This window comes from Pseudomonas sp. O39 (assembly GCF_045447295.1).
Lineage (GTDB): Bacteria > Pseudomonadota > Gammaproteobacteria > Pseudomonadales > Pseudomonadaceae > Aquipseudomonas > Aquipseudomonas antarctica_A.
On sequence record NZ_JBJGXV010000010.1, the window covers coordinates 34426 to 57079 of the forward strand.

The 22654-nt window shown below is 60.9% G+C and carries 14 protein-coding genes; 11 read left to right on the forward strand and 3 right to left on the reverse strand.

What is annotated here, in order from left to right:
* Positions 1–28: 28 nt before the first annotated feature.
* From tssK to ACI77D_RS15335, 7 genes are all read left to right on the forward strand, one after another.
* Positions 29–1414, forward strand: a complete 1386-nt coding sequence (gene tssK / locus ACI77D_RS15305; protein ID WP_407016937.1) for a type VI secretion system baseplate subunit TssK — start codon at positions 29–31, stop codon at positions 1412–1414.
* Positions 1411–2079 carry a DotU/TssL family secretion system protein gene (locus ACI77D_RS15310; RefSeq protein WP_407016938.1) on the forward strand — a complete coding sequence of 223 codons (669 nt, stop codon included), beginning with the start codon at positions 1411–1413 and terminating at the stop codon, positions 2077–2079. Before tssK ends, ACI77D_RS15310 begins: the two co-directional genes overlap by 4 nt.
* 7 nt (positions 2080–2086) lie before the next feature.
* The gene (locus ACI77D_RS15315) at positions 2087–5779 is read left to right on the forward strand and encodes a type VI secretion protein IcmF/TssM N-terminal domain-containing protein (protein ID WP_407016939.1); all 3693 of its coding nucleotides are present in this window, start codon (positions 2087–2089) and stop codon (positions 5777–5779) included.
* Positions 5776–8463, forward strand: a complete 2688-nt coding sequence (locus ACI77D_RS15320; protein WP_407016940.1) for an ATP-binding protein — start codon at positions 5776–5778, stop codon at positions 8461–8463. The genes ACI77D_RS15315 and ACI77D_RS15320 overlap by 4 nt, the downstream gene beginning before the upstream one ends.
* Positions 8464–8487: 24 nt before the next feature.
* Positions 8488–9132 carry a two component system response regulator gene (locus ACI77D_RS15325; RefSeq protein WP_064452382.1) on the forward strand — a complete coding sequence of 215 codons (645 nt, stop codon included), beginning with the start codon at positions 8488–8490 and terminating at the stop codon, positions 9130–9132.
* Between the two features lie 116 nt (positions 9133–9248).
* Positions 9249–9737, forward strand: a complete 489-nt coding sequence (locus tag ACI77D_RS15330) for an Hcp family type VI secretion system effector (RefSeq protein WP_053256108.1) — start codon at positions 9249–9251, stop codon at positions 9735–9737.
* Positions 9738–9958: 221 nt separating this feature from the next.
* A complete protein-coding gene (locus ACI77D_RS15335) occupies positions 9959–10867 on the forward strand; it encodes a LysR substrate-binding domain-containing protein (protein ID WP_407016941.1) in 909 nt (302 codons plus the stop codon).
* Between the two features lie 42 nt (positions 10868–10909).
* Here the strand turns inward: ACI77D_RS15335 and ACI77D_RS15340 are convergent, their stop codons facing one another.
* Positions 10910–11851: a cupin gene (locus ACI77D_RS15340; RefSeq protein ID WP_407016942.1), complete on the reverse strand. Its 942-nt coding sequence runs from the start codon at positions 11849–11851 to the stop codon at positions 10910–10912.
* Between the two features lie 431 nt (positions 11852–12282).
* On the opposite strand from ACI77D_RS15340, the gene ACI77D_RS15345 reads away from it, so the two are divergent.
* The 4 genes from ACI77D_RS15345 (at position 12283) to ACI77D_RS15360 (ending at position 19147) form a co-directional block, all read left to right on the forward strand.
* A complete protein-coding gene (locus tag ACI77D_RS15345) occupies positions 12283–13818 on the forward strand; it encodes an efflux transporter outer membrane subunit (protein ID WP_407016943.1) in 1536 nt (511 codons plus the stop codon).
* Between the two features lie 104 nt (positions 13819–13922).
* The gene (locus ACI77D_RS15350) at positions 13923–15035 is read left to right on the forward strand and encodes an efflux RND transporter periplasmic adaptor subunit (RefSeq protein WP_407016944.1); all 1113 of its coding nucleotides are present in this window, start codon (positions 13923–13925) and stop codon (positions 15033–15035) included.
* Between the two features lie 9 nt (positions 15036–15044).
* A complete protein-coding gene (locus ACI77D_RS15355) occupies positions 15045–18098 on the forward strand; it encodes an efflux RND transporter permease subunit (protein ID WP_407016945.1) in 3054 nt (1017 codons plus the stop codon).
* Positions 18099–18277: 179 nt separating this feature from the next.
* Entirely contained in the window at positions 18278–19147 is an 870-nt protein-coding gene (locus ACI77D_RS15360; RefSeq protein WP_064452377.1) for an oxaloacetate decarboxylase, read from the forward strand.
* A 58-nt stretch (positions 19148–19205) separates the two neighbouring features.
* On the opposite strand, the gene ACI77D_RS15365 is transcribed toward ACI77D_RS15360, so the two are convergent.
* Together ACI77D_RS15365 and ACI77D_RS15370 are read right to left on the reverse strand one after the other, a co-directional pair.
* Positions 19206–19841, reverse strand: a complete 636-nt coding sequence (locus ACI77D_RS15365; RefSeq protein ID WP_128590000.1) for a hypothetical protein — start codon at positions 19839–19841, stop codon at positions 19206–19208.
* 123 nt (positions 19842–19964) lie between these two features.
* Positions 19965–22574 (reverse strand): hypothetical protein, encoded by a 2610-nt coding sequence (locus ACI77D_RS15370; protein ID WP_407016946.1) that lies wholly within the window; start codon positions 22572–22574, stop codon positions 19965–19967.
* Positions 22575–22654 lie beyond the last annotated feature (80 nt).

The following is a 22654-nucleotide window of genomic DNA, read 5'->3' on the forward strand; positions in this document are numbered from 1 at the left end:
GTGTTTCCCCTCTCTGTCGAGGTGCCCTATGAACATCGACAAACCGCTCTACTGGCATCAAGGCCTGTTCCTGCAGCCGCAGCACTTTCAGCAGAATGACGCTCGCCTGGAAAGCCTCGTGACGAGGACCCTCGCCTGCCAACAACCCCATGCCTGGGGGCTGATATCGATGTGTTTGAATGATGCTGCACTGGCGTCGCGTCAATGTCGGATTGAACAACTGTCGGTGCGGTTTACCGACGGCAGCCTGGTCGAATACCCCGGCAACGCCTCACTGGAATGCCGCCCGCTGGCGCTTGCAGACTTTGTCAGCGACAGCCGCACGCTGTATGTCGGCCTCAAGCGCAGCCAGCCGGGCGAGCCGGATGCCCAGGTTTTCGAAGACCTGCAAGACGCCGAAAAAGCCAACGTGCGTTTTGCCGTAAGGGCCGACCCGCACACACTGAATGATCGACACGGCGACGCCCCCGAAGCGCTGGTGCGGCAAATGTCCTACGTTTTGCGCTTGTTCTGGGAAGATGAACTGGACTACCTCGGCGCCTATGACTTGCTGCCTATCGCGCGGTTGGAGCACGACGGTGACCGCATTCATTTGGCCGAACGTTACATCGCACCTTGCGTCATGATCGGTGCCTCGCCGGCGTTGATGCAAACGTTGCGAGACACCCGTGACGAATTGGTCGGCCGAGCCCGCCAGCTGGAGGTGTTCAAGCAATCCGGCGACGCGCGTTACGGCGACTTCGATGCCGCACACACCCACAATTTGCTGGCATTGGTGATCCTCAACCGTTATGGCCCATTGCTGACTCACTTGCTGGAGACGCCACAAGTTTCGCCGTGGCAGGTGTATGGGACGCTACGTCAATTGATCGGCGAACTCAGTGTGTTCAGCGAGCGCTGCGACATGCTGGGGCAAACCCGCGACGGTCGATCGCTGCTGACGTCCTATCAGCATGAAACCTCCGGCCAGGCCATTACCCTGGCTGCCGGGTTGATCGGCCAATTGCTTAACGAGATCAGCGTCGGTTCAGAACTCCTGGTGCGGTTGCTGCCCAGCGATGGGTTATTCCAAAGCAGCTTGCCGGACGCATTTCTCGGCCCGCGCCACCGCTATTACCTGGTGGTACGCAGCGATGGTGATCCGACGCGACTCGCGCAGCAGCTGGAACTGGATGGCAAGTTGGGTGCGCCGCAGGACATGCCGGACCTGATCAACCGCGCATTGCCGGGGGTCGAGCTGATTTACCTGCAAGTGCCGCCGCAAGGCATGCCCCGTCGTCCCGGAGCGCTTTATTACCGCCTGGAGCCACTGAGCGAAGCCTGGGAAAAAGTCTGCAGCACCCAGGCAGCCGCATTGTTTATGCCCAACGCCCCGGCAGACATGCTGGTCGAGCTGGTGGTGGTACGCGCATGAACGAAGGTCGCTTGGCCGACTGCTGGGTCGGCATCTTTGAACGCACTCGGGCCGTGTTCGCCGATCCTGCGGCGTCGGCCGCCACCGCCACAGCACTCCTTATCAACCAGCTGGAAGTGGCGGCCGGTCGCGCCCGTGAGCGCGGTTGCGTCGAGGCATGGGTTCGCGAATCGCTGTTTGCGGTGGTGGCCTGGGTGGATGAAACCGCAATGACCACCGCGTGGCCCGGCGCCGCTGACTGGCGCCGTTCGCCTTTGCAGCGTCACTACTTTTTTACCACTCGGGCTGGGGTGGAGTTCTTCCAGCGCTGGCAGGCGCTACCTGAGGAGGCGGGTCCCGTACGTGAGGTCTTTGGCCTGGCGTTGCTCGCCGGTTTCGCCGGCCACTACGCAACGCGCCCAGCCTGCGAGCTGGACGACTTTCGTCGGCAATGCCTGCAACGCATCGCCCGGGACGGCCAGATGCGCACGCTGGATACGTCCGGCACCTTGTTCAACCAGCCGTCACTCGGCATCTCGGCGCAGCGTCGCCGCACGCGCCGGCGATTGCCCGCGCTGGTAGTTACCCTGCTGATCGTGATTCCGCTGCTGGGGCTGGCGGCACTGTACATCGGTCTGGACAGGCCGCTGGCAGCGGCCGCTGCAATGCTGATGGAGGCCCATTGAAATGTTGATGAAAGCGCTTGTCGCCGTGCTCTGGATGGTCGCGCTGATTGTTCTCGGCTGTGCTTGCTGGGTGGTCACGGTGCTGTCTGGCTGGCCTTTATGGTGCATGCCACTGATGCTCATCGCGGTGATTCTCAGCACCTGGATGCTGGTGCGGACGGTGCGCTACTGGCAAGGCTGGCGGCTGCGCAAGCGCCTGCAGCGCGACCTGCCTGGGCGCGCCGATCCGCTCGAGCCCGATGTCGATCAGTGCTGGAACAGCGGTGTGCGTTTACTGCGCCAGTCACGTCTGGGCCAGTCGGGCCAGTTTGGCGCTGCACTCTATGCCCTGCCCTGGTTCATGCTGCTCGGGGATACCACACGCGACAAAAGCACACTGTTGGCGCGTAGCGGCCTGGATACGCCATTGCGTTCAGCACGGCATGAGGCGAGCACCTCACCCGGCGACGTACTTGACTGGTGGTTTTTTGAGAATGCCGTGGTACTCGACCCGTCCAGCCGCTTGCTCGACAGTGCCAGTGCCTGGAAACGCCTGTTGTTGCGACTGTTGCGTTCACGGCGGCGCGAACCGCTGAACGGCGTGATTCTGGAGGTTGCGATTGAATCTCTGCAAGACAAGAACAAGGCTCACCTGACCGCGCTTGGGCAGAATCTGCGCCGCCAACTGGACGATCTGGTGAAGGTATTCGGAGCACGCCTGCCGGTGTACCTGGTTCTTACCGGCGCTGAACGCATTGACGGCATGCCGGAATGGGCCGCCAGCCTCACTCAGAATCAACGCCAGCAGGCGCTCGGTCTGCTGGTCGATGGGGGCGATGCAGACGCGCGCGCATTCCTGGACAAGGTACTGGGTGAAATCGGCCGTCGTCTCTTCGAACTGCGGGTCGACCTTGGGCAACGGCTGCTGCCCAACGCCCAGGCACTGCATTTTCCCGAGCGTGTCGCCGCGCTGCGCCCGGCATTGGAACAACTATTGTTGCCCGCCTTCGCCAGCAACCCTTACTGCGCCCCGCCCCTGTTGTCCGGTCTGTTTTTAACCGCCGAGGGGGTTGAGGAAGATGGCAGCACGGTCGGCTGGTTCAGCCATGAACTGTTCGACCGTGTACTGCCTTCGCAACGCTTCGCGTACCGCGCCATCGACGGTTGGCGGCACTGGCGCCGCTTGACAGGGCATGCCGCCGTCGTGCTGTGGCTGGTCGGATGCGGCGCCTGCGCCGTCCTGCTGATGTACTCCAGCAATCATGTCAGTCACGAACTGGACCTGATCGCTCAAAAATGGCCGCCCACCAGCACTTTCGATAAGGGGTTGGAACGGGATCTGCACACGTTTGACCAGTATCACCAGTTCATTGAGAGCCTTGAGCATGATGTGACGCCGAGCTGGAAGCGCTGGCTGCCGTTCCACAACCGGGTCAATCAAGTGATTCAGTTCGACCGTGCCGGATACGTGGCCGGGTTCGATAAAAACGTGCAGCGCCCCTTGTTCATGACGCTGCTGCCTGATCAGTTGCAGGCGATTGCGACCAGCAACGACGACACCCTGATCGCCAGCTACACGGAGCTGTTGGTTCGGCGCATCAACTTGATCAATGCGCGCCTCGCCGGCGGCGCCCTGAATGCCTTGCCAGGCCCTGGCGAGGAACTGCTGCCGCTGCTACGGCGGTTTTTACCAGACCAGGTGCCCAGTGCGACGCAGGTGCAATCGTTGAGTGGCAGCTTCAAGGCTTACCTGAACTGGCAAACCGACGAACGAGCCTTGGTGGAGGATCGCGCTAACGCGCTGCGCCAGCTTAACGGCCTGGGCCTTGCCAATCGTTCATTGTCCTGGTTGGAAGCCTGGGCTGACCAACAGCCGCAATTGCCCACGCTTCGCTATTCTGACTACTCGCAGGTGCCGAAAGACGCCGACGCTGCGCTACCCCGTGCATTTACTTTTGAAGGCCGCAGCGCGATTCTGGGATTCATCGATGAGCTGATCGCCGCGACGGGTAATCAGGCATTATGGAAAAATCAACGTGAGCATTTTCTTGTGCAGTACCAGGATGACACGCAGGATGCCTGGTATCGCTTTATCGAAGGTTACCTTTCGATGGATCAAGCCCGGATGACCAGCCAAGCACAATGGCGCGACGCCCTCAGTACCGTCGGCACGGCACGTGCGCCTTACCGTCAACTGCTGCAACGCACTGCCGAGCGTTTCGCCTTGATTCCGGCCGCCAATCGCAGGCCATGGGCGCAACTGAGCGTGCACATGAACCGCCTGTTTGAGTTGGCGCAAGAAACCCACGCCGCGGATAACAGCAGCCTGCTCGGACACCTGCGCATCGCCAATGAACTGGGCGGTAACGCAATCAAGGATGTCGCCAGCAGCGGCTCTGTCGCCAAGGGCGTGGATGCCGTGAACAGTGATATGAGGCAGGCAAAGGTACTTAGCCAGTTCAATCAAAAATTGCAGGCGGTAGCCACTGACCTGCGCAAGAGCGATGCACAGGCGTTCCAGGTAGCCCTCGACAATTGGGGCTTTGGCAACGATCCGACAATCAAGTCCGCTGCCCTGTGGGAAGCTCAAGACCTGCGCGACGCTTTGCGTAACCAATTGACGCAAGGTGACGCGCGCGAATCGCTCGTCTGGAAACTGGCCTCCGGTGGCCTGGATTTCGAGATGGCCTATGCCGGCCAGATTGCCGCCAGCCAATTGCAGCAGCAATGGAACAGCCAGGTATTGGGCGCCGTGGAGGGCGTGCACGACCCGGTGTTGATGAATGACGCACTCTATGGCGAGCGCGGCCAACTCCCGCGGTTTCTCAATGGGCCAATCAAGACCTTCATCCAGCAGGATTCGCAGGGGTTTAAACCGGTTATTGCATTGGGCCAGAAAGTGCCGATGAACAGTGCCTTCCTTGCCTACATTGGCCGCATGCAACATGCCCAGTCGGACCTCGCAGCCGCCAAGCGCCAAACAGGTGCGCAACAGGCTGTGCTCCAGGCGCAACGGCAAAATCTGCAAACGGCTGAAAAAGAGTTGCAGGCACAGCTGGCAGCGTTGCAGCCCCAGCTCAGCCTGCCAACCAGTGCCTCCGTGGTCGGCATTCAGGCCACACCGGTGTCGATCAACCTGGGCGCCAGGCAATTACCGCAGCAAACCCGACTGACGTTGCAATGCAGCAGCCGTTCAACCGTCCTGGATAACTTCAATTTCCCCACCAGCGAATCCTTCACCTGGACGCCAGGCGCGTGCGGCGATGTCAGCCTGCAGGTACGTTTTGCACACTACACGCTGACTAAACGCTGGCCTGGCAAGCATGGGTTCATCGATTTCCTGCAGTCATTTGCCAGTGGCCAACGCACCCTTACCCCGGACGACTTTCCTGACCAGCGTGACTTGATGGCCAGCGATAACATTACCCAGCTGACACTCACCTATCGATATACCGGGGCGGATACGTTGTTACAAACCGACCAACAAACCCAGGCTGCCGACAGCCAGTCCAAGGCGATCAATGAACAACTGAAAACCATCAGTGACCAACTGACGGCCATGGATACCCAGGACGCCGCTAACGCAGTGGGTGAAGCCGCGCAAGGCAGCGTTGCTGAACGGCGTTTGGCCGCGCAGGCACCACCGGCACAGATTGCCTATGGCTGGTCGGGCACCCCGTCCCCCGTGTGGCCAGCGGATACCAAGGCCCCGCCTGAATGAGAAAACTATGGCGCCGGTCACTGGCTTTGCGCATTACCTGCGTGCTGGTCGTGGTTCTGGCCGGCAGTTGGTGTGTTGCAACCGGGCTGAGCGCGTGGCGCGTCTACCATCAACTGGAGCGCGAGTCGCTGCAGGAGCTCAGCCAACGCGTGGAGTTGATCACGCGCGTCGATAACGATGATTTGCAGGAAAGCGCCGATGGCGCCCGCCGGTTACTGCGACTGTGGCGCAGCCCGGCGACCGAAGAAATCGATATACCGACGCCGCGCAGCACGCTGTGCTGGCTACCCGACCCAGGCGCCGCACCGTCGACCAAGTTACCCCGTGCAGCAGTGGCGGCCGAAGCCTATGGCGCGGCGGGCCTGTCGATGATCGTGGATACGTTTTTCTACTTCCCGGGCATCGGCGCTGCCTTTTCCACCGGCCCCTACCCCGTCAAGGGGTTTACCGCCAGCCGTGCCGACTATCTGCGGGACTTGAGCAAGCGCCTGCCGGATACAAAGGCCGACATTGTCTGGGACGGGCCTGTCTATGACCCCCATACCGGGCAACAACTGATCACTGTGGCCGCCATCGGCCGCGACAAGCACGGCAAGGTGGAAGTCATCACCGGCTACGACCTGCAGCTCAATGACCGTTTTGCGCGCATGTCGCAGTTACTGCGCGGCTACAACGGTTTCATTATCGACCACACCGGGCTGCCCATCGCCACGCTGCCCGGAGGGGCACCCAAAGAGTACCGTTACCTGACGACGCCGTTACCCGGCCTGGACATGAAAGGCACCTTTCCCCAGCTACTGAAGCTCAACCATGGCACTGCGGTGGTCGCGCGCCTGGACGTGCTGGACTGGTACCTGGTGTCGCTTTACCCGCGAGCGCGCCTGCAGGCCAACACCTTGCAACTGATCATGAACGAAGCGCCGTTTGCGTTGATCGGTTTGGTGCTGTTGACCCTGGGCCTGCTCACCGTACTGCGCCAACAACTGGCGCGCCCGCTGGCCGGCTTTGCCCAGGCCATCGAAGAAACCCGACACTCCGATGACCTGACTCGCCGCCTGCCGGTGGTACACGACGATGAGCTGGGACGCTTTGCCCGAGCCTATAACGACCTGCTCGACACCGTTCACACCGAGCGCCTGGGGCTTGAAAGCCAGGTGCAGGCGCGCACCTGCGAGCTGCGCGAAGCGTGGCAGAGCGCCGACCGGGCCAACCTGCTCAGGGGCGAGTTCCTGGCGAACATGAGCCACGAAATCCGTACCCCGCTCAACGCGATCATCGGCATGAGCCATTTGCTCGCTGACACGTCATTGGACACACCACAGCTGCGCTTCGTGGGGTCTATCCGAGATAACGGCGATGTGCTGCTGGCGTTGATCAACGACATTCTTGACCTTTCCAAAATAGAGTCAGGGAACCTTATCGTGGAACACACGGCGTTCGACGTGGTTGCGTTGGTTACCGAGGCGATCAACGTGCTGGTGCCGAGTGCGCAAGAGAAGCAGCTGCGCCTGACCGTGCAAGTGGCCAGCGACGTACCGGCGGGCGTCAAGGGTGACCCCTTGCGCTTGCGGCAGATATTGCTCAATTTGCTCGGCAATGCCATCAAGTTCACCCCGAGTGGTTCTGTGCGGTTACTGGTGTGGAAGGGGCCGGGGATCACCGTGGGTTTTAGCGTCGAAGACACCGGCATTGGCATTGCCGAGGACAAACAGGCACAGATTTTCGATGCTTTTCGCCAAGCCGATGCCTCCACCACTCGCGAATACGGCGGTACCGGGTTGGGCCTTTCAATCAGCCACCGCCTGGCGCAACTCATGGGCGGCGAGCTCGGGGTCAAAAGCACCCCCGGCAATGGGTCGACGTTTACCCTGGTGCTGCCCTTCCCGCCCCTGGCTCCGGATGAAGTGATCGTACCGCCGGTACGCGAGGACATGGACACACTGCTTGGCCAAGCGTATCAACTCAATGTTCTGGTGGTAGACGATGTCGCCACCAACCGTGAAATCGCCTGCCTGTACCTTGAACGATTCGGCCATCGTTTCCAGTGCGCGAGCAATGGGGAACAAGCCTTGCAGCTGATGAGCAAAGTGATCTTCGACGTGGTCTTGATGGACAGTCAAATGCCGGTGATGGGTGGGCTGGAAACCATCGGCAAGCTGCGCTCGGGGGCGAATGGGGTGCTCGATGAAGATATCTGGGTCATTGCACTGACAGCGAACGCCATGGAAGGTGATCGCGAAGGTTTCCTGCGCCAGGGTGCCAATGCCTACCTGGCGAAACCGGTGCTGCCCGGGCAGCTGTTCAGGGCACTGGAAACCGCCATTGCCTGGCAACTCAAGCGCGGCATGGAACCTGCGCCGATGCCCGCCGGTGCCATTGGCCCTCTACGGGTGCAGGCCACTGAGCCGCCAGCCGTCTCGCCGCTCACCGAACCGCGCCTGCGCGAGCTGTTTCGGGTTGACACGCAACGCTTGCTGGGTGCGCTGCGCGAGGCGTGCGACGTGGCGGATTACGCGGAGTTGGCGCAACTGGCACACACCCTTATAGGCACCTGCGGACAATTCGGTGAGCGGGAGCTGGAGCACCTCGGCCGCCAGCTTGAAGACAGTGCAGAACAACAAAAACACGCTGACTGCGAAGCCGCATTACGCAGTCTTGAGACCGCATGCGTGCGGCTTTTTTGATACACCCCTCATACAGGATGACCTATGGCTGACTATCGGATTGTGCTGGTAGATGACCACCCGCTGATGCGTGAGGGTTTGCGTGCCCTGCTCCTTGACGCGCCTGGAGTCAGGGTTGTCGGGGACGCCGAGAATGGGCGCCAGGCGCTGGACGTGTGCCGCGCCCTGGAGCCGGACTTGCTGCTGCTGGACCTGAACATGCCGGTGATGGATGGCCTTTCTGCCTTGCCGTTGATACGCCAGCGCTGGCCAGCTATTCGTGTCCTGACCCTCACGGCTCGTCTTAGTGAACAAAACGCCGCCTTGGCGCTGGATGCCGGCGCGGATGGTTACGTCCTCAAAAGCAGCACCAGTGAGGTGCTCAGGGCGGCCATTGCCACGTTGCTCGCGGGCCGGCCGTTTCTGGATGCCGACTTGAACCCCGACCAGGTCGCAGCGCTGCGGGCAAACGCGAGCGCACAGCCAGGCATCACGCTGACCGATCGCGAGCGCCAGATCCTTAAGCTGGTGGCTGAAGGCGCGCGTAACCGCGATGTCGCCGAGCTGTTATGCATCAGCTTGAAAACGGTCGAAACCCACCGCTTGAACCTGATGAAAAAGCTGGATGCGCACAACGCCGCGGACCTTACCCAATGGGCGTTCAAGCTGGGCGTGTGCGCTCAAGAATGATTCAGGTCTTCACCGGAGGGTCGCGGTTGCCGGCCCTCAGTAATCTGACTCCATCGCGAAGCGGCTTGAAGGCCATCGCGTACGTTCACCTTACTTAATGAACTGGAGTGCTCGTTATGCCCATGCCCTGCTATCTCACGCTGGAAGGCCAGAACCAAGGCAAAATCGAAGGTTCGACCAAAGTCCAGGGCCACGAAGGAAAGATCCTTCTGCAGGCCGTAGACCACACCATCGAAATCCCGAAAAACCCGCAAACCGGGCTTCCTACAGGCAAGCGCGTGCATGGCGCAATGACCCTGACCAAGGAAATCGACAAGGCCTCGCCCAAGCTCTACCAGGCCTTGACGTCCGGCGAGCAAATGAAAACCGTCTCCCTGGAGTTCTATCGCATCTCGCCCAAAGGCACCGAGGAGAAGTACTACACCGCGAAGCTTGAAAATGCGGTGCTGGTGTCGATGAAGTCATGGACGCCGAACTGCCTGGACCCGAACAACAAGCAAATGGGGCACATGGAAGACCTGGCGTTTACCTACGAAAAAATCACCTGGACCTACGAGCCAGACGGTATTGAAGCCGAAGATTCGTGGTTGGCGCCAAAGGTATAAGACGGCAACGAAGGCTGCAGGGTCCTATCGCCCTGTAGCCTTCGTCTACCTGTGTTTGGAACAACCATTGGCAGTGGGAACAATGCTTACAGATCGCCTTTTTGCAGTACCTCGCTGAATGGGGTTAAAGCTTGGGTGCGCACGCAGGATGTGAATGGTCGCGCCCGACAAGAGCCGGTAACCTGAGCGCCTCTTCCCCATCCTCAATAGCGAGGCGGCACTTGGATTATTTCACTGCGCTAACCGCCTTCGTCGAAGCCGCTGAAGGCAATAACTTCTCCCGTGCCGCCGAGCGGCTCGGCATCAAGGCGTCAACGGTTTCACGCTACGTGAAGGATCTTGAGCAGGACCTGGGCATCGCCCTGTTCAACCGGTCCACGCGCATGCTGCACCTGACGGAAGGCGGCCAGACATTTCTGATGCACGCCCGCAGGGTGCTGGATGAACTTGAACAAGCCAAAGCGGCAACCTCGGCACTGAACCAGGAACCCAGAGGGTTACTTAAACTCAACTTGCCGCCCGCATTTGCCCGCCACCATATCCTTCCGGTCTTGAACCTGTTTCTGGCCCGCTATCCGCAGATCAAGCTTGAGCTTGTACTGGATGACGACCAGGTCAACCTGATCCATTCAGGCGTGGACCTTGCCATCCGCATTGGCGCCCTTCCCGACTCCACGCTCAAAGCCCGCAAGATTTGCGACGGCAAGTATTGGCTGGTGGCAAGCCCGGCTTTTTGCATGGAACACCCGGCTCCGGCAACGCCCGCAGACCTCGCGGGCCTGCCTGCCATCGTGAGTACGAATGCCGCTGGGCACTTTGCGTTTGCCCGCGCCGACGACCTTTTGCCACTGGTGCATAACGACGGTGTGCGGATCAACGATCTGGACGCTCAGTTAATCGCCGCGCGCCAGGGGCTGGGCTATGCGTTGCTGCCTGACTGGCTGGTGGCCAAGAGTATTGCAGCGGGTGAATTGCAGGTCTGGCTGGAGCAATGGGAAATCCGTGGCGCAGAGCAGGCGTATGCCGTGTGGTTTGTCTATCCGCCGAAGCGAATCGTGTCGTCCAAGGTAAGGTGTTTTATCGACTTCATCGTCGAGCAGTTGGGTGATACACCTTACTGGAAACGCTAAAACCGCCCGGCAACAAGGCCAGGGCGGTGCCTTTATGGCCTGTCAGCTGAACCGAATATCCAACGCGCGCAAATAGGTTTGCAGCCCGGCGTCCTGGACAGGAATCAGGAAGGCTTCCTGGTCGGACTCGTTGAAGTGCGCGTGCCAGTAACCCGGTGGCGTCACAAACGCCAGGCCAGGCGCCCAATCAACGCGCACCGGATTGCGGATCTGGCCGTCGGCATCCAGCTCAGTGCCGACCAGTGAATAGCACCCCTCGGGGCAGTCGATGATGAAGTCGAGTGCAATCGACTGGTGCCGGTGCGGCTTTTGAATCGAGCCCGCCGGCAGAATGCCGTACATTGCCCAGAGCACATGGGTCACGGTCCGGGTCTGGGGAAAGTTGCGATTACCCAGCAAAATACTGATACGGCTGCGATCCTGGGCATGTGGATCGTCTGCCGCTTCACGCAGTTTCTGGTTGGCCAGTGCTGCGGGGTACAGCGTTGGCACGAAACGGTCGGTGCTGCGCGTCACCCCCAGGTAGCGCAGCAGCGGCTCATCGTGCACGTAGTACAGTCGCGCATCCTGTGATGCGCTGAAACGCGCTTCCCGCATGCCAGGCAACGCGATAAAACAGCCGGTTGACCATTCGATAGCGTGCTCGCCCTGTACGACACGCCCCTCCCCGGCAATCACATAGAACACTTGTGAAGTCGCGTTGGGGTGCAGCGTCAGTGCGTCGCCGGCGTTCAGGCGAATGAAATTGGCACACAGCCCCGGGCCGGTGGCCGGGCCTTCGCAGCCCAGTGCATCACTGAGGTCGAGCGCTACCACCCGTGAGGGGCCGCTGTCATAGAGCGATGCCGGAAAGTTGTGGTACGGAATTCGGGTAATCAGATTGGCGCTGATGGGGTTGGCCGCTTTGCTGTATTCAAAGTATTCGGCGTCCGCTTGATGGCTCGGCAGCGCGGGGTTGTGGTCGGGCTTGAATTCGCTGTTCATGATGTTCACCTCACTCTTCGGCTGGGTTGCGCAGCGCCTCGCAGGGCGTTGCGACGGTGAACAAACTATAGTGATCGCGCGCCGGGCGATTAAGCCCTCACGCCGCACAGCAGTTATGCGCAATGGGGCAGCCACCCGGTACCGGCAAGATAGGCGCAACCCTCACCCAACATCCCCCGCTGAAGATTGCATCTATTGGCGGTTACGCCATTCTTGAATTAACGTTCAACCCACGCGCCCCGCGTGACTTGAACCCCGTCACGCCAAGCGGGCCGGCCTGATGCACCTGCACTCATTGCTGAACAAACAAGCAGTTAACCAACTGATTAATCAGAGTGAATATGAAAGAGCAGCCTCGGCAGCCTGCATCGGGACCGCACCCTGTGGCGCCAGCCTGTGCGCTTTTTCGACCCTCACATCTTCTGGCCTCGTTGAGCCTGCTGTGCCTTGCCCTCGCCGGCTGCACCGTCGGGCCTGATTTCACACGGCCCGATGTGGCCGCGAATGCCGACTACTCGCGGGAAAAACTCACCACCACCGCCCAGGCCGACATCGCCGTCGGCGGCGCGGCGCAGCGGTTGATCGCCGGGATGGATATTCCCGGGCAATGGTGGACGCTGTTCCGTTCGCCGGCATTGAACGCCCTGGTCGAAGAAGCCTTACGTGCCAACCCCGATGTGAGCGCTGCACAAGCAGCGTTGCGCCAGGCCAACGAGCTGGTCTACGCCGATCAGGCGTCGCTGTTTCCCTCGGTGAGCGGCAACGTTCAGAAAGCCCGCGAGAAAGTCTCCGGGGCCACGTCAGGCCTCCCCGAGTCGCCGATTCTCACGGTGAGCTCCGCGTCGCTGAGCGTTTCCTACGCCCCGGACGTCTTCGGCGGCACCCGCCGGCAAATTGAATCGACCACAGCGCAAGCCGAGTACCAACGCTTCCAATTGGAGGCGACGTACCTTACGTTGACCTCCAATGTGGTCAATACCGCCATCAGCCTGGCGTCTGTGCGGGATCAAGTCGCCGCCACCGAAGAAATCATCCGACTCCAGAGCGGCCAACTGGACCTGCTGCAGGCGCAGCGCCGACTCGGCGCCATCGGTGATGCCGACGTGCTCACGCAGCAGACCGCACTGGCGCAAACCCGCGCCACCTTGCCGCCCCTGCAAAAACAATTGGCGCAAACGCGTAACCAGTTGATGGCTTACCTGGGCCGATTTCCAAATCAGGATCGAGGCGAGCGCTTCAACCTCGCGTCTCTGCAACTCCCGCAAGCACTGCCGCTGAGCTTGCCCTCGGCCATTGTCGGCCAGCGGCCGGATGTGCGTTCTGCACAAGCTCAACTGCATCAGGCCAGCGCCAACATTGGCATGGCCGTCGCCAACCAGTTGCCGCAGTTCAGCATTACCGGCTCTTTGGGGTCTACGGTGACCAGCGGCACCAAGCTGTTTTCAGCAGGCTCCGGCGTCTGGAGCCTTGCCGGCTCGATCACCCAACCGATATTTGATGCCGGCGCCCTCGAACATCGCAAACGTGCCGCCGTGGCGGCCTATGACGAATCGGCGGCGCGCTATCGCGGCACGGTGATTACGGCGTTCCAGGATGTGGCCAATGCGCTCCGAGCGCTGGAGGCTGACGCCGACGCGCTCAACCAGCAAGTCACGGCTGAACATTCCGCACAGGCAAACCTGGATTTGGTGCAGGCCCAGTTCCGCCTCGGGGCGGTGGCTTACATCAACCTGCTGACCGCCCAACAAACTTACCAGAACACGGCGCTGGCGCGTGTCAAGGCGCAGGCCGCCCGGTACAGCGACACCACTGCGCTGTTCCAGGCATTGGGTGGCGGCTGGTGGAACCGCGCGGATGTGGACCCCGCCACCAAGGGTCGCCCGGATCGCTTCGGCCTGCCGTCGTGGCAAGAAATCATGCCGGCCAAGACCAAGGCGGCGCCTGCCGATGCGGCGCGGCTCAACTGAATTGAATCATTGAAACAGCGAGAACCCCCATGGCTGAAGTCAACCCTGCCTCTGCCCCACCACCCCCGCCAGGCAACCCACGCAAGCGGCGACTGTGGCGGCCGATGCTGATCATGATCGGGGTGGTCGTGGTGATAGTCGCGATCATTGCCGGGGTGAAATACGTGCAGATTTCAGCGCTGATTGCCCGGTCAAAAGTGCCCTTGCCCGCCGCTGTTGTAACGGCCATGCAGGTGCCCTTCAGCGATTGGCAACCGAGTGTCTCCGCCGTGGGCTCGATGAAGGCGGTGCGCGGGGTGGATGTAACCACCGAAGTCGGCGGTATCGTGCGCACCATCGGCTTCAAACCCGGGCAAGGCGTCGAGGCCCAGGCACTGCTCGTGCAGTTGAATGCAGACGCCGACATCGCGCAACTTCACTCGCTTGAAGCCACGGCCGACCTGGCCGTGATCGTGCTCAAGCGTGACAAGGCGCAACTGGCGGTAAACGCGGTGTCCCAGGCCCAGGTTGATACCGACACTGCCGACTTGAAGGCCAAACTCGCCGCCGCAGAACAGCAACGGGCGCTGGTGGCGAAAAAAACCATTCGCGCACCGTTTGCCGGGCGCATCGGGATTACCAGCGTCAACCCCGGACAGTACCTCAACCCCGGCGACAAAATCGCCACGTTGCAGACCTTTGACCCGATCTACATTGACTTCTCGGTGCCGCAAACCCAGCTGGAGTCTATCGCCATCGGCCAAGCGGTTTCGGTGACGGCCGATGGCCTGTCCAAACAGACCTTCACGGGCAGGATCAGCACCATCGACACCCAGTTCGATTCAACCACACGCAACGTCACGGTCGAAGCCACCGTCGAAAACCCCAAACAAAACCTGGTGCCCGGCATGTTTGCCCGCGCAGTGGTCAACTCGGGTACGACCCAGCGCTACCTCACCGTGCCACAAACGTCGGTCACCTATAACCCTTACGGCACCACGGTGTTCATCGCCACGTCGAGCAAAAATGACAAGGGCGATGAGGTGCTCACCGCGCAACAAACCTTCATCAAGACTGGGCCGACCCGTGGTGATCAGGTTGCCATCCTGTCCGGCGTGAAAGAAGGCGATCTGTTGATCACCAGTGGCCAGATGAAACTCAAAAACGGCTCGGCGGTGAAGGTCGATAACAGCACCGCACCGCTGAACGACCCGGCTCCGACTCCCCAAGAACATTAAAGGTGTCCCATGAAACTTACCGATACCTTTATTCAGCGACCGGTCTGGGCCGTGGTCGTGTCGCTATTCATCTTGATCCTGGGGCTGCGCTCGATCTTCGAATTGCCCGTGAACCAATGGCCACGGACCGAAAATACCGTGGTCACCATCACCACGGCCTACTACGGTGCGGACGCGTCCACGGTCGCAGGCTTTATTACCCAGCCGCTGGAGTCGGCCATTGCCCAGGCTCAGGGCATTGACTACCTGGCTTCATCAAGCATCACCGGTGTCTCGACCATCACCGCCACGCTGCGGCTGAACTATGACGCGAGCAAGGCCCTCACCGAGATCAATACCCAGGTCAACTCGGTCAAGAACCAACTGCCGGCCCAGGCTCAGGAGCCGGTGCTCACGATCGCCGTCGGCCAGACCACAGACGCCATGTACCTGGGTTTCTACAGCGACACGCTGCCCACCAATAACATCACCGACTACCTGGTGCGGGTGGTCAAACCCAAGCTGGATTCGATCCAGGGCGTGCAAACCGCCGAGATCCTCGGCGGGCGCCAGTTTGCCCTGCGTGCCTGGCTGGACCCGGACAAACTCGCGGCACATAACGTGACCGCGCAGGACGTCGCCACCGCCCTGGCCAACAACAACTACCTGTCTGCCGTCGGATCGACGCGAGGGCAAACCGTGACGGTGGACCTCACGGCCGGGACGGATTTGCACACGGTGGATGAGTTCAAACGGCTGGTGATCAAGCAGAAAGGCGACGCGCTGGTGTACCTGGAAGATGTGGCGACCGTGACCCTTGGCGCCGAAAGCTATGACAGCAGCGTGGCGTTTTCCGGCAAGCGTTCAGTGTTCATCGGGATCAAGGTCGCGCCTACCGCGAACATCCTGACCGTCGCCGACAGCGTGCGCGAGGCCTTCCCCGAACTGCAGTCGCAACTGCCTACCGGCGTGCGCGGCGACATCGTGTATGACTCCACCGCGTTCATCAACACCTCGATTTACGAGGTGGTCAAGACCCTGGTTGAGGCCATGATTATTGTGTCGGTGGTCATCTACCTGTTCCTCGGCTCGTTCCGCGCAGTGGTTGTGCCGCTGGTGGCGATACCACTGTCGCTGGTCGGCACATTCTTTGTCATGTACCTGCTGGGGTATTCCATCAACCTGCTGACCCTGCTCGCGTTGGTATTGGCGATTGGCCTGGTGGTCGACGACGCGATTATTGTGGTGGAAAACGTCGACCGCCATATCAAGGAGGAAGGCAAAGGCGTACTCGAGGCGGCGCTGTTGGCGGCGCGGGAACTGGGTGGCCCGATTATCGCGATGACGGTGGTGTTGATTGCCGCGTATGTGCCTATCGGGCTGCGCAGTGGGCTCACCGGGGCACTGTTCAAGGAGTTCTGTTTCTCCTTGGCGGGCGCGGTGACCGTGTCGGCCGTGGTCGCGTTGACCCTCTCACCGATGATGACCTCCAAGCTGTTCAAAACCGGGCAGGAAGAAGGTCGTTTCGCACGCCGGCTCGACCACTACTTTGACTGGCTACGCGGGCGTTACCACCGCGTCCTGTCAGGCGGCCTGGACATCTGGCCGGTGCTGGTGACGTTTGGTTTTGTGCTGTTCCTGCTGGTCGCCGCCAGCGGCATGACCGCCAAAAGCGAGCTGTCCCCCACCGAAGACCAAGGGCTGGTCTTCATGCAGATCAAAGGCCCGCCGACGGCCTCGCCACAACAGATGGAACGGATCGCCGACCAGGCTTTCCAGATCGCCAACAAAGAGCCGGAATACGCGCAAATGTTCCAGCTGACCGGCCTGCCTGCCCTTAACCAGGGCCTGGGCGGCGTGTTGCTCAAGACCTGGGGGGATCGCACGCGCTCCCAAGCCCAGCTGATCCTGGATCTGCAGCAAAAATGGAGTCAGGTGCCCGGCGCCACGATCGCGGCCTTTCCGCTGCCGTCACTGCCGGGCGCCCAAGGGCTGCCGGTGCAATTTGTGATCACCACCACCGACTCGGTGGAAAACCTCAATGAAGTCGCGCAGGCAGTCATGGCCGAGGCGCAAAAACAACAGCTGTTCTGGTTTTCCGACATGGATTTGAAGTTGGACAAGCCGCAAGCCAAGCTGGTGGTGGACCGCGAAAAAATTGCCGCGCTGGGCATGACCCAAGCCGACGTGGGTGCCGCCTTGTCTGCCGCACTGGGTGGCAACTACGTGAACTACTTCTCCACCGCCGGCCGCTCTTACAAGGTGATTCCGCAGGTGTTGCAGGTGGATCGCCTCAACCCCGAGCAAATTCTCGACTACTACATTCGCACACCCGCAGGCGCCATGATCCAGGCACGTACGGTGGCGCATATCGAGACCTCGACGCAGCCGGAATCGATCAACCACTTCCAGCAACTCAACTCCGCCACGCTTTCGGGCGTCAGTGGTGTGGCCCAGGGCGAGCTGCTGGCCAAGCTGAACACGATTCTGACCCAGATTGCGCCCTCGGGTTACACCTCCGACTTCTCGGGTGAATCGCGCCAATTCATACAGGAGTCAGGCGGGTTCGTCGGCCTGCTGTTGTTCTCGATTCTGATCGTCTACCTGGCCCTGGCCTTCCAGTTCGAGAGTTTCCGTGACCCGGTGGTGATTCTGTTCTCGGTGCCGCCGGCCCTGTTTGGCGCGCTGGCGTTTATCACCATGGGCTATGCCTCTATTAACGTGTACACCCAGGTCGGCCTGGTGACTCTCTTGGGGTTGATCACCAAGCACGGGATTCTGATCGTGCAGTTCGCCAACGAGTTGCAGCGCGCAGGCCGCAGCAAGCGTGAGGCGATTGAAGAAGCGGCCGCGGTGCGGTTGCGCCCGATCCTGATGACCACGGCCGCGATGGTGCTGGGCGTGGTGCCACTAGTTTGGGCCTCCGGCGCCGGGGCGGCCGGGCGGCATGATATGGGCCTGGTGATCTTCGCCGGGCTGTCGATCGGCACGCTGTTGACGTTGTTCATGGTGCCGGCGATGTACCTGTTTATTGGCGCGACGCACCGTCACGAGGCAGGCACGGCCCAGCAGGCGTATGGGTGATGAGGCGCAGAAAGCACCTTATCGTCTTGTCCAGCCCCCAAGCGTGAAGCAACAATCCATGTGTTGGGCGCCTACCCCATGCTCAAACGTCATAATCCCCGGTTCGTGTGCATGGTAATCTGGCATCACCATGAATAGACATTGATCGTCACTCGACGATGACAGAGCCAGGAAAGAACATGCCGAAGATTTCTCACTCAGCGTTGCGCCGCAACTTCCGTGAATTGCTTGCAAAGAAAATGTGCGTTGAAACCGCCTCCGTTTTCGACCCCATGTCCGCCCGTATCGCGGCAGACCTGGGGTTTGAGGTCGGTATCCTGGGTGGCTCAGTCGCGTCTTTGCAGGTACTGGCCGCACCGGATTTTGCATTGATCACGCTGAGTGAGTTCGTCGAGCAGGCCACCCGGATTGGCCGTGTCGCCCAACTGCCTTTCATCGCTGACGCCGACCACGGTTACGGCAATGCCCTGAACGTGATGCGCACTGTCGAGGAGCTTGAGCGTGCCGGGGTGGCCGCACTGACGATTGAAGACACGCTGTTGCCCGCCCAGTTTGGCCGTAAATCCACCGACCTGATTTCTGTTGAGGAAGGCATCGGCAAGGTCAAGGCAGCGCTGGAGGCGCGTGTCGATCCGCAGCTGTCGATCATCGCCCGCACCAACGCAGGGGTGTTGCCGACCGAAGATGTCATCGCCCGTACCAAGGCCTATGAACACGCCGGTGCTGACGGCATTTGCATGGTTGGCGTCAAAGACTTCGAGCACCTTGAGCAGATCGCAGAAAACCTCACCGTGCCACTGATGCTGGTGACCTACGGCAATCCGAAGCTCAATGACAGCGAGCGCCTGGCCAGCCTGGGCGTGCGCATTGTGGTGGCCGGCCACGGCGCCTACTTTGCGTCGATCAAGGCGACTTACGACAGCCTGCGCGCCCAGCGCAAGATGACCAGCAGCACCTCGAACCTCAGCGCGACTGAACTGACGCATACCTACACGTTGCCGGAGAGCTACGTGGCATGGGCTGCAGAGTTCATGGACGTTAAGGAGTAAGGGTCGCAACGGTGCTGATTGAAACAATCAGCACCGGGCTCACGGGGTGAGCGCGGCCTCAATCAGGTTTCCAGCGCTCTCCCCGGTTATTGCCAGTGCCTTTGTAGCCGCCGTCCCCATCAGGTTCCCAGCCGCCACCCGCGTTGTCACCCGTGCCGATAAATCCGCCTCGGCCATCGGACTCAAGCCCCCGGCCCTCGTTTTTGCCCGTCCCGATATAGCCGCCACGGCCATCAGACTTATACCCACGCTTGCGGTATTCGCCGGTGCCCTCATAGCCGCCTTGTCCATCGGACCGCCAGCTGGCGCCCGAGGCTGTGCCGTTGCCGCGAAAATAGCCTTTGCCGTCAGACCGGTAATCCTCGCCTGAGTTATAGCCGGTGCCCTTGTAGCCGCCCGAGCCATCCGGGGCAAACCCGCGACCATTGTTGTAGCCGATGCCTTTGAGGCCACCGTCATCGGCCGGCACATACCCTTTGCCGCTATTTTTGCCGGTGCCCATGAGAGAGCCATCTTCAAGCAGCTTATAGTCACCGCCCAGGTTCCCCCCGGTGCCTCTAAGGCCACCGTGGCCATCCGGCTCATAGCCGTTACCGGTGTTGATGCCGGTGCCAATAAAACCTTCGGCCGCCAGCGTTGAGGCACTGAGCCCCAATAAAACTGTGGCAAGCAGGATGTATGACGGTTTTTTCATGAGGCCTCTGGTCCTTGTAGAGAGGAGAGCGTGCGCCATGATAGGGCATGTATTTTGCGCGGCAAGCTGCAAAAACAACAACACCGCCATTTCGACGGTGTTGGTTGCAAAGGCCCGCCTCAGTCAGTAATTGGCGTTGGGATTCCCCACGTCAACGTAGCCATTTTTCGGCGCAATGATGACGTCCAACGGCGGCGGCGTGACGCCGAAACCATTGAGCTGATCCGTGAGCCCTTTGTACCAATCCTCTTGCTGTTTCTTGCGCGCATTGTCGGCCTTGATGTCGGCAATGATCGCGTAGATCAAACCACCCACCGCCGCGATGCCGCCCACGGCACCCGCCAACGCACCGGCCGCCCCGCCAATCGCCCCTGCGGCCTCGGCAACACCGGCTGCAACCGTGGTAATGCGCGGCACCACGTAAGTGGCAACTTCCACCGCACCGGCGACGGCGGACAAACCGTTGAGGCCTGCGAAGGTGCCCTGGAAGCCTGCGGCGACCTTGTCGCCACTCTGGGCCGAGTTTTTGGCGGATAGCGCCCCGGTGACCAGGCCCAACACGTTACCGGCCACGCCGCCGAGGCTCTTGCCGATATTCTCTACATCTTTGACAAACTTGGGTGCATCAAACTTGTAGGTGCCTTGCTGGGTGCGGTCGAACTGATCCTGGACAAATTTGGCGCCGCCTTCCATGAACAGGCCCGCCGCCTGGAACGACTGGCCCACTGTTTGCGCAGTGCTGCCGCCCTTGCCGCTGGCGATCCGCGTGCCGATGGCGCCGGCCAACAATACGCCGGACACGCCGTGCATGACCCCGGCCTTGTAAGCCGCGCTGACCCCGGCCGGCAGCTTGCCGCCCCAAGTGCTCTGGACTTTCTTGATGGCGTCGTCGAACTTGGCGCCGCCGCGCATGGCGTCCTCCACCGCACGGATACCGCTGATGATATCGGCGGTCTTGGGCGGTGCTTCGCCGGGCGCGGTGAACGCGGCAATGTTGTCGTTGATGACCTGCTCGAGACGTGGATCATTGGCGCCGGTAACCCCGAGGCCACGGTAGAAATCATCGATGGACTGGCCTTTGAGCACGTCTTCACGGCCCATCTTGGCGGCCGCATCGTTAAAGCTGGCGCTGCCGGCCTGCACGGTTTTGTCATCCAGTACCGCGTCGAAGATCGCTTTGTTCACACCGGACTGAATCACCGCTTTGTCCGCCGGCACGCCGCTGGCGATCAGGTTGTTCATTTGCTTGCCGGAGGTGATGTCCGCGTATTCGGCCTTGACCTTGTCCTTGATGGCTTGCGGGGCGTTTTCCAGGGCTTTTTTGTAGTCCGGTTGCTTGCCCAACGCCTGGGCGTAGAAGTCCGGGTATTTGATAAAGCTCGACAGTGCATCCGAGGTGCTGACGCCCTTGGCGGCAAACGCGCTTTGCAGCGCGTCGGTGCTCGATGACGCTTCCAGGCGGCGTTCCATCTCGGCTTTCAAGGCCGGGTCGGCAGCGACCCTTTTCTGCAATTGCTCGGTGCCCTGGGTGTTGAGGAACTGCTGCACGTCCGGGTCTTTGCTGAGTTTGTCGATGCGGCCTTGCACATCGTGAATAAAATCTTCGCGCTGCTGGCCGGGTGATTTGCCGTCGCCGGACCACTCATTGGCCCCGTCCGGCCCCTGGTGCGCGAACGCATCCGCACCGGCCTTATAGTTGGCCAGGCCGGTCGACAACTGGATGATCGCCGCCGTTTTATCGGCACCGCTGGCGCTGCTGGTGCCGCTGACAAAATAGTCGGCGCCGACCTTGGAGGCGTCGCCACCGGCCGCCTTGACCGCCTCTTCAGTGGCCTTGGCATTCAAGTCCTTTATCTGGTCGTCGGCGCTGTTGCCGTCCAGGCCCTTGAGGTTGTCGTAGCCGTATTTGCCAAAATCCTGCAGGCGCCCTGCTTCCGTGCCGTGACGCGCTTCGCCATCTTTGGTGAAGCCGTCGATGCTGCCATTGCCGACGTTGGCGCCTTCAATGTGTTTGCCGGTTTCGTCGTAGTTCTCGACGTAATTGAGCACCTGGGCCGCACGCCAGGCGGCATCCGGGTCGTGCTCGAAGTCGCCGACACGCTCGCGCAGCTTGTCTTTCACGCCGCTCTGGTTGCCGAGGTTTTTCAGCAAGGGGTTGTCTTCAATGATCTGCTGCGCGCTGCGGGTATCGCCCATCGGCCTGCCTTCTCCCGGCAAGGGCAGATGGTTGGACGGAGCATCGCCTTTGGGCGGCGTTTTGGGTGGCGTGACCGGCAGATCGCCCTTGAGGGTGTCCCAGCCGTACTTGCCGAAGTCCTGCAAGCGCCCCGCTTCAGTGCCGTGACGGGCATCACCGCCTTTGGTGAACCCGTCGATCTTGCCATTACCGGCCTCGTTGAACTCTGAGCGTTTAACGGTCGGTTTGCCGTTTTCATCGAGTTTCTCAATGTGCTCCAGCACCCGACTCGCGCGGTAGGCGGCGTCCGGATCGTGCTCGAAATCCCCCACGCGCTCACGCAGCTTGTCTTTCACACCGCTCTGGTTGCCGAGGTTTTTCAGCAGAGGGTTCTCGTCGATGATCTGCTGCGCGGTGCGAAAGTCACCCTGAGGGCGCTTTGTATCGGGGCCGAGGCGGTTGTCGCTCGGTGGGGTGTCTACTGCCCTGGATACCGCTTTATTCCAATTGGGGTTATCGCGCGCTGAGGGTGTGCTGTCGACCGGGTTGACCTGCATGACCTGTCTCCTGGAGCTGGCGTGGGAGAGAGGATTATTGGGGGGTATGTGCAACAGTCTTGTTACAAACAAATAATTGA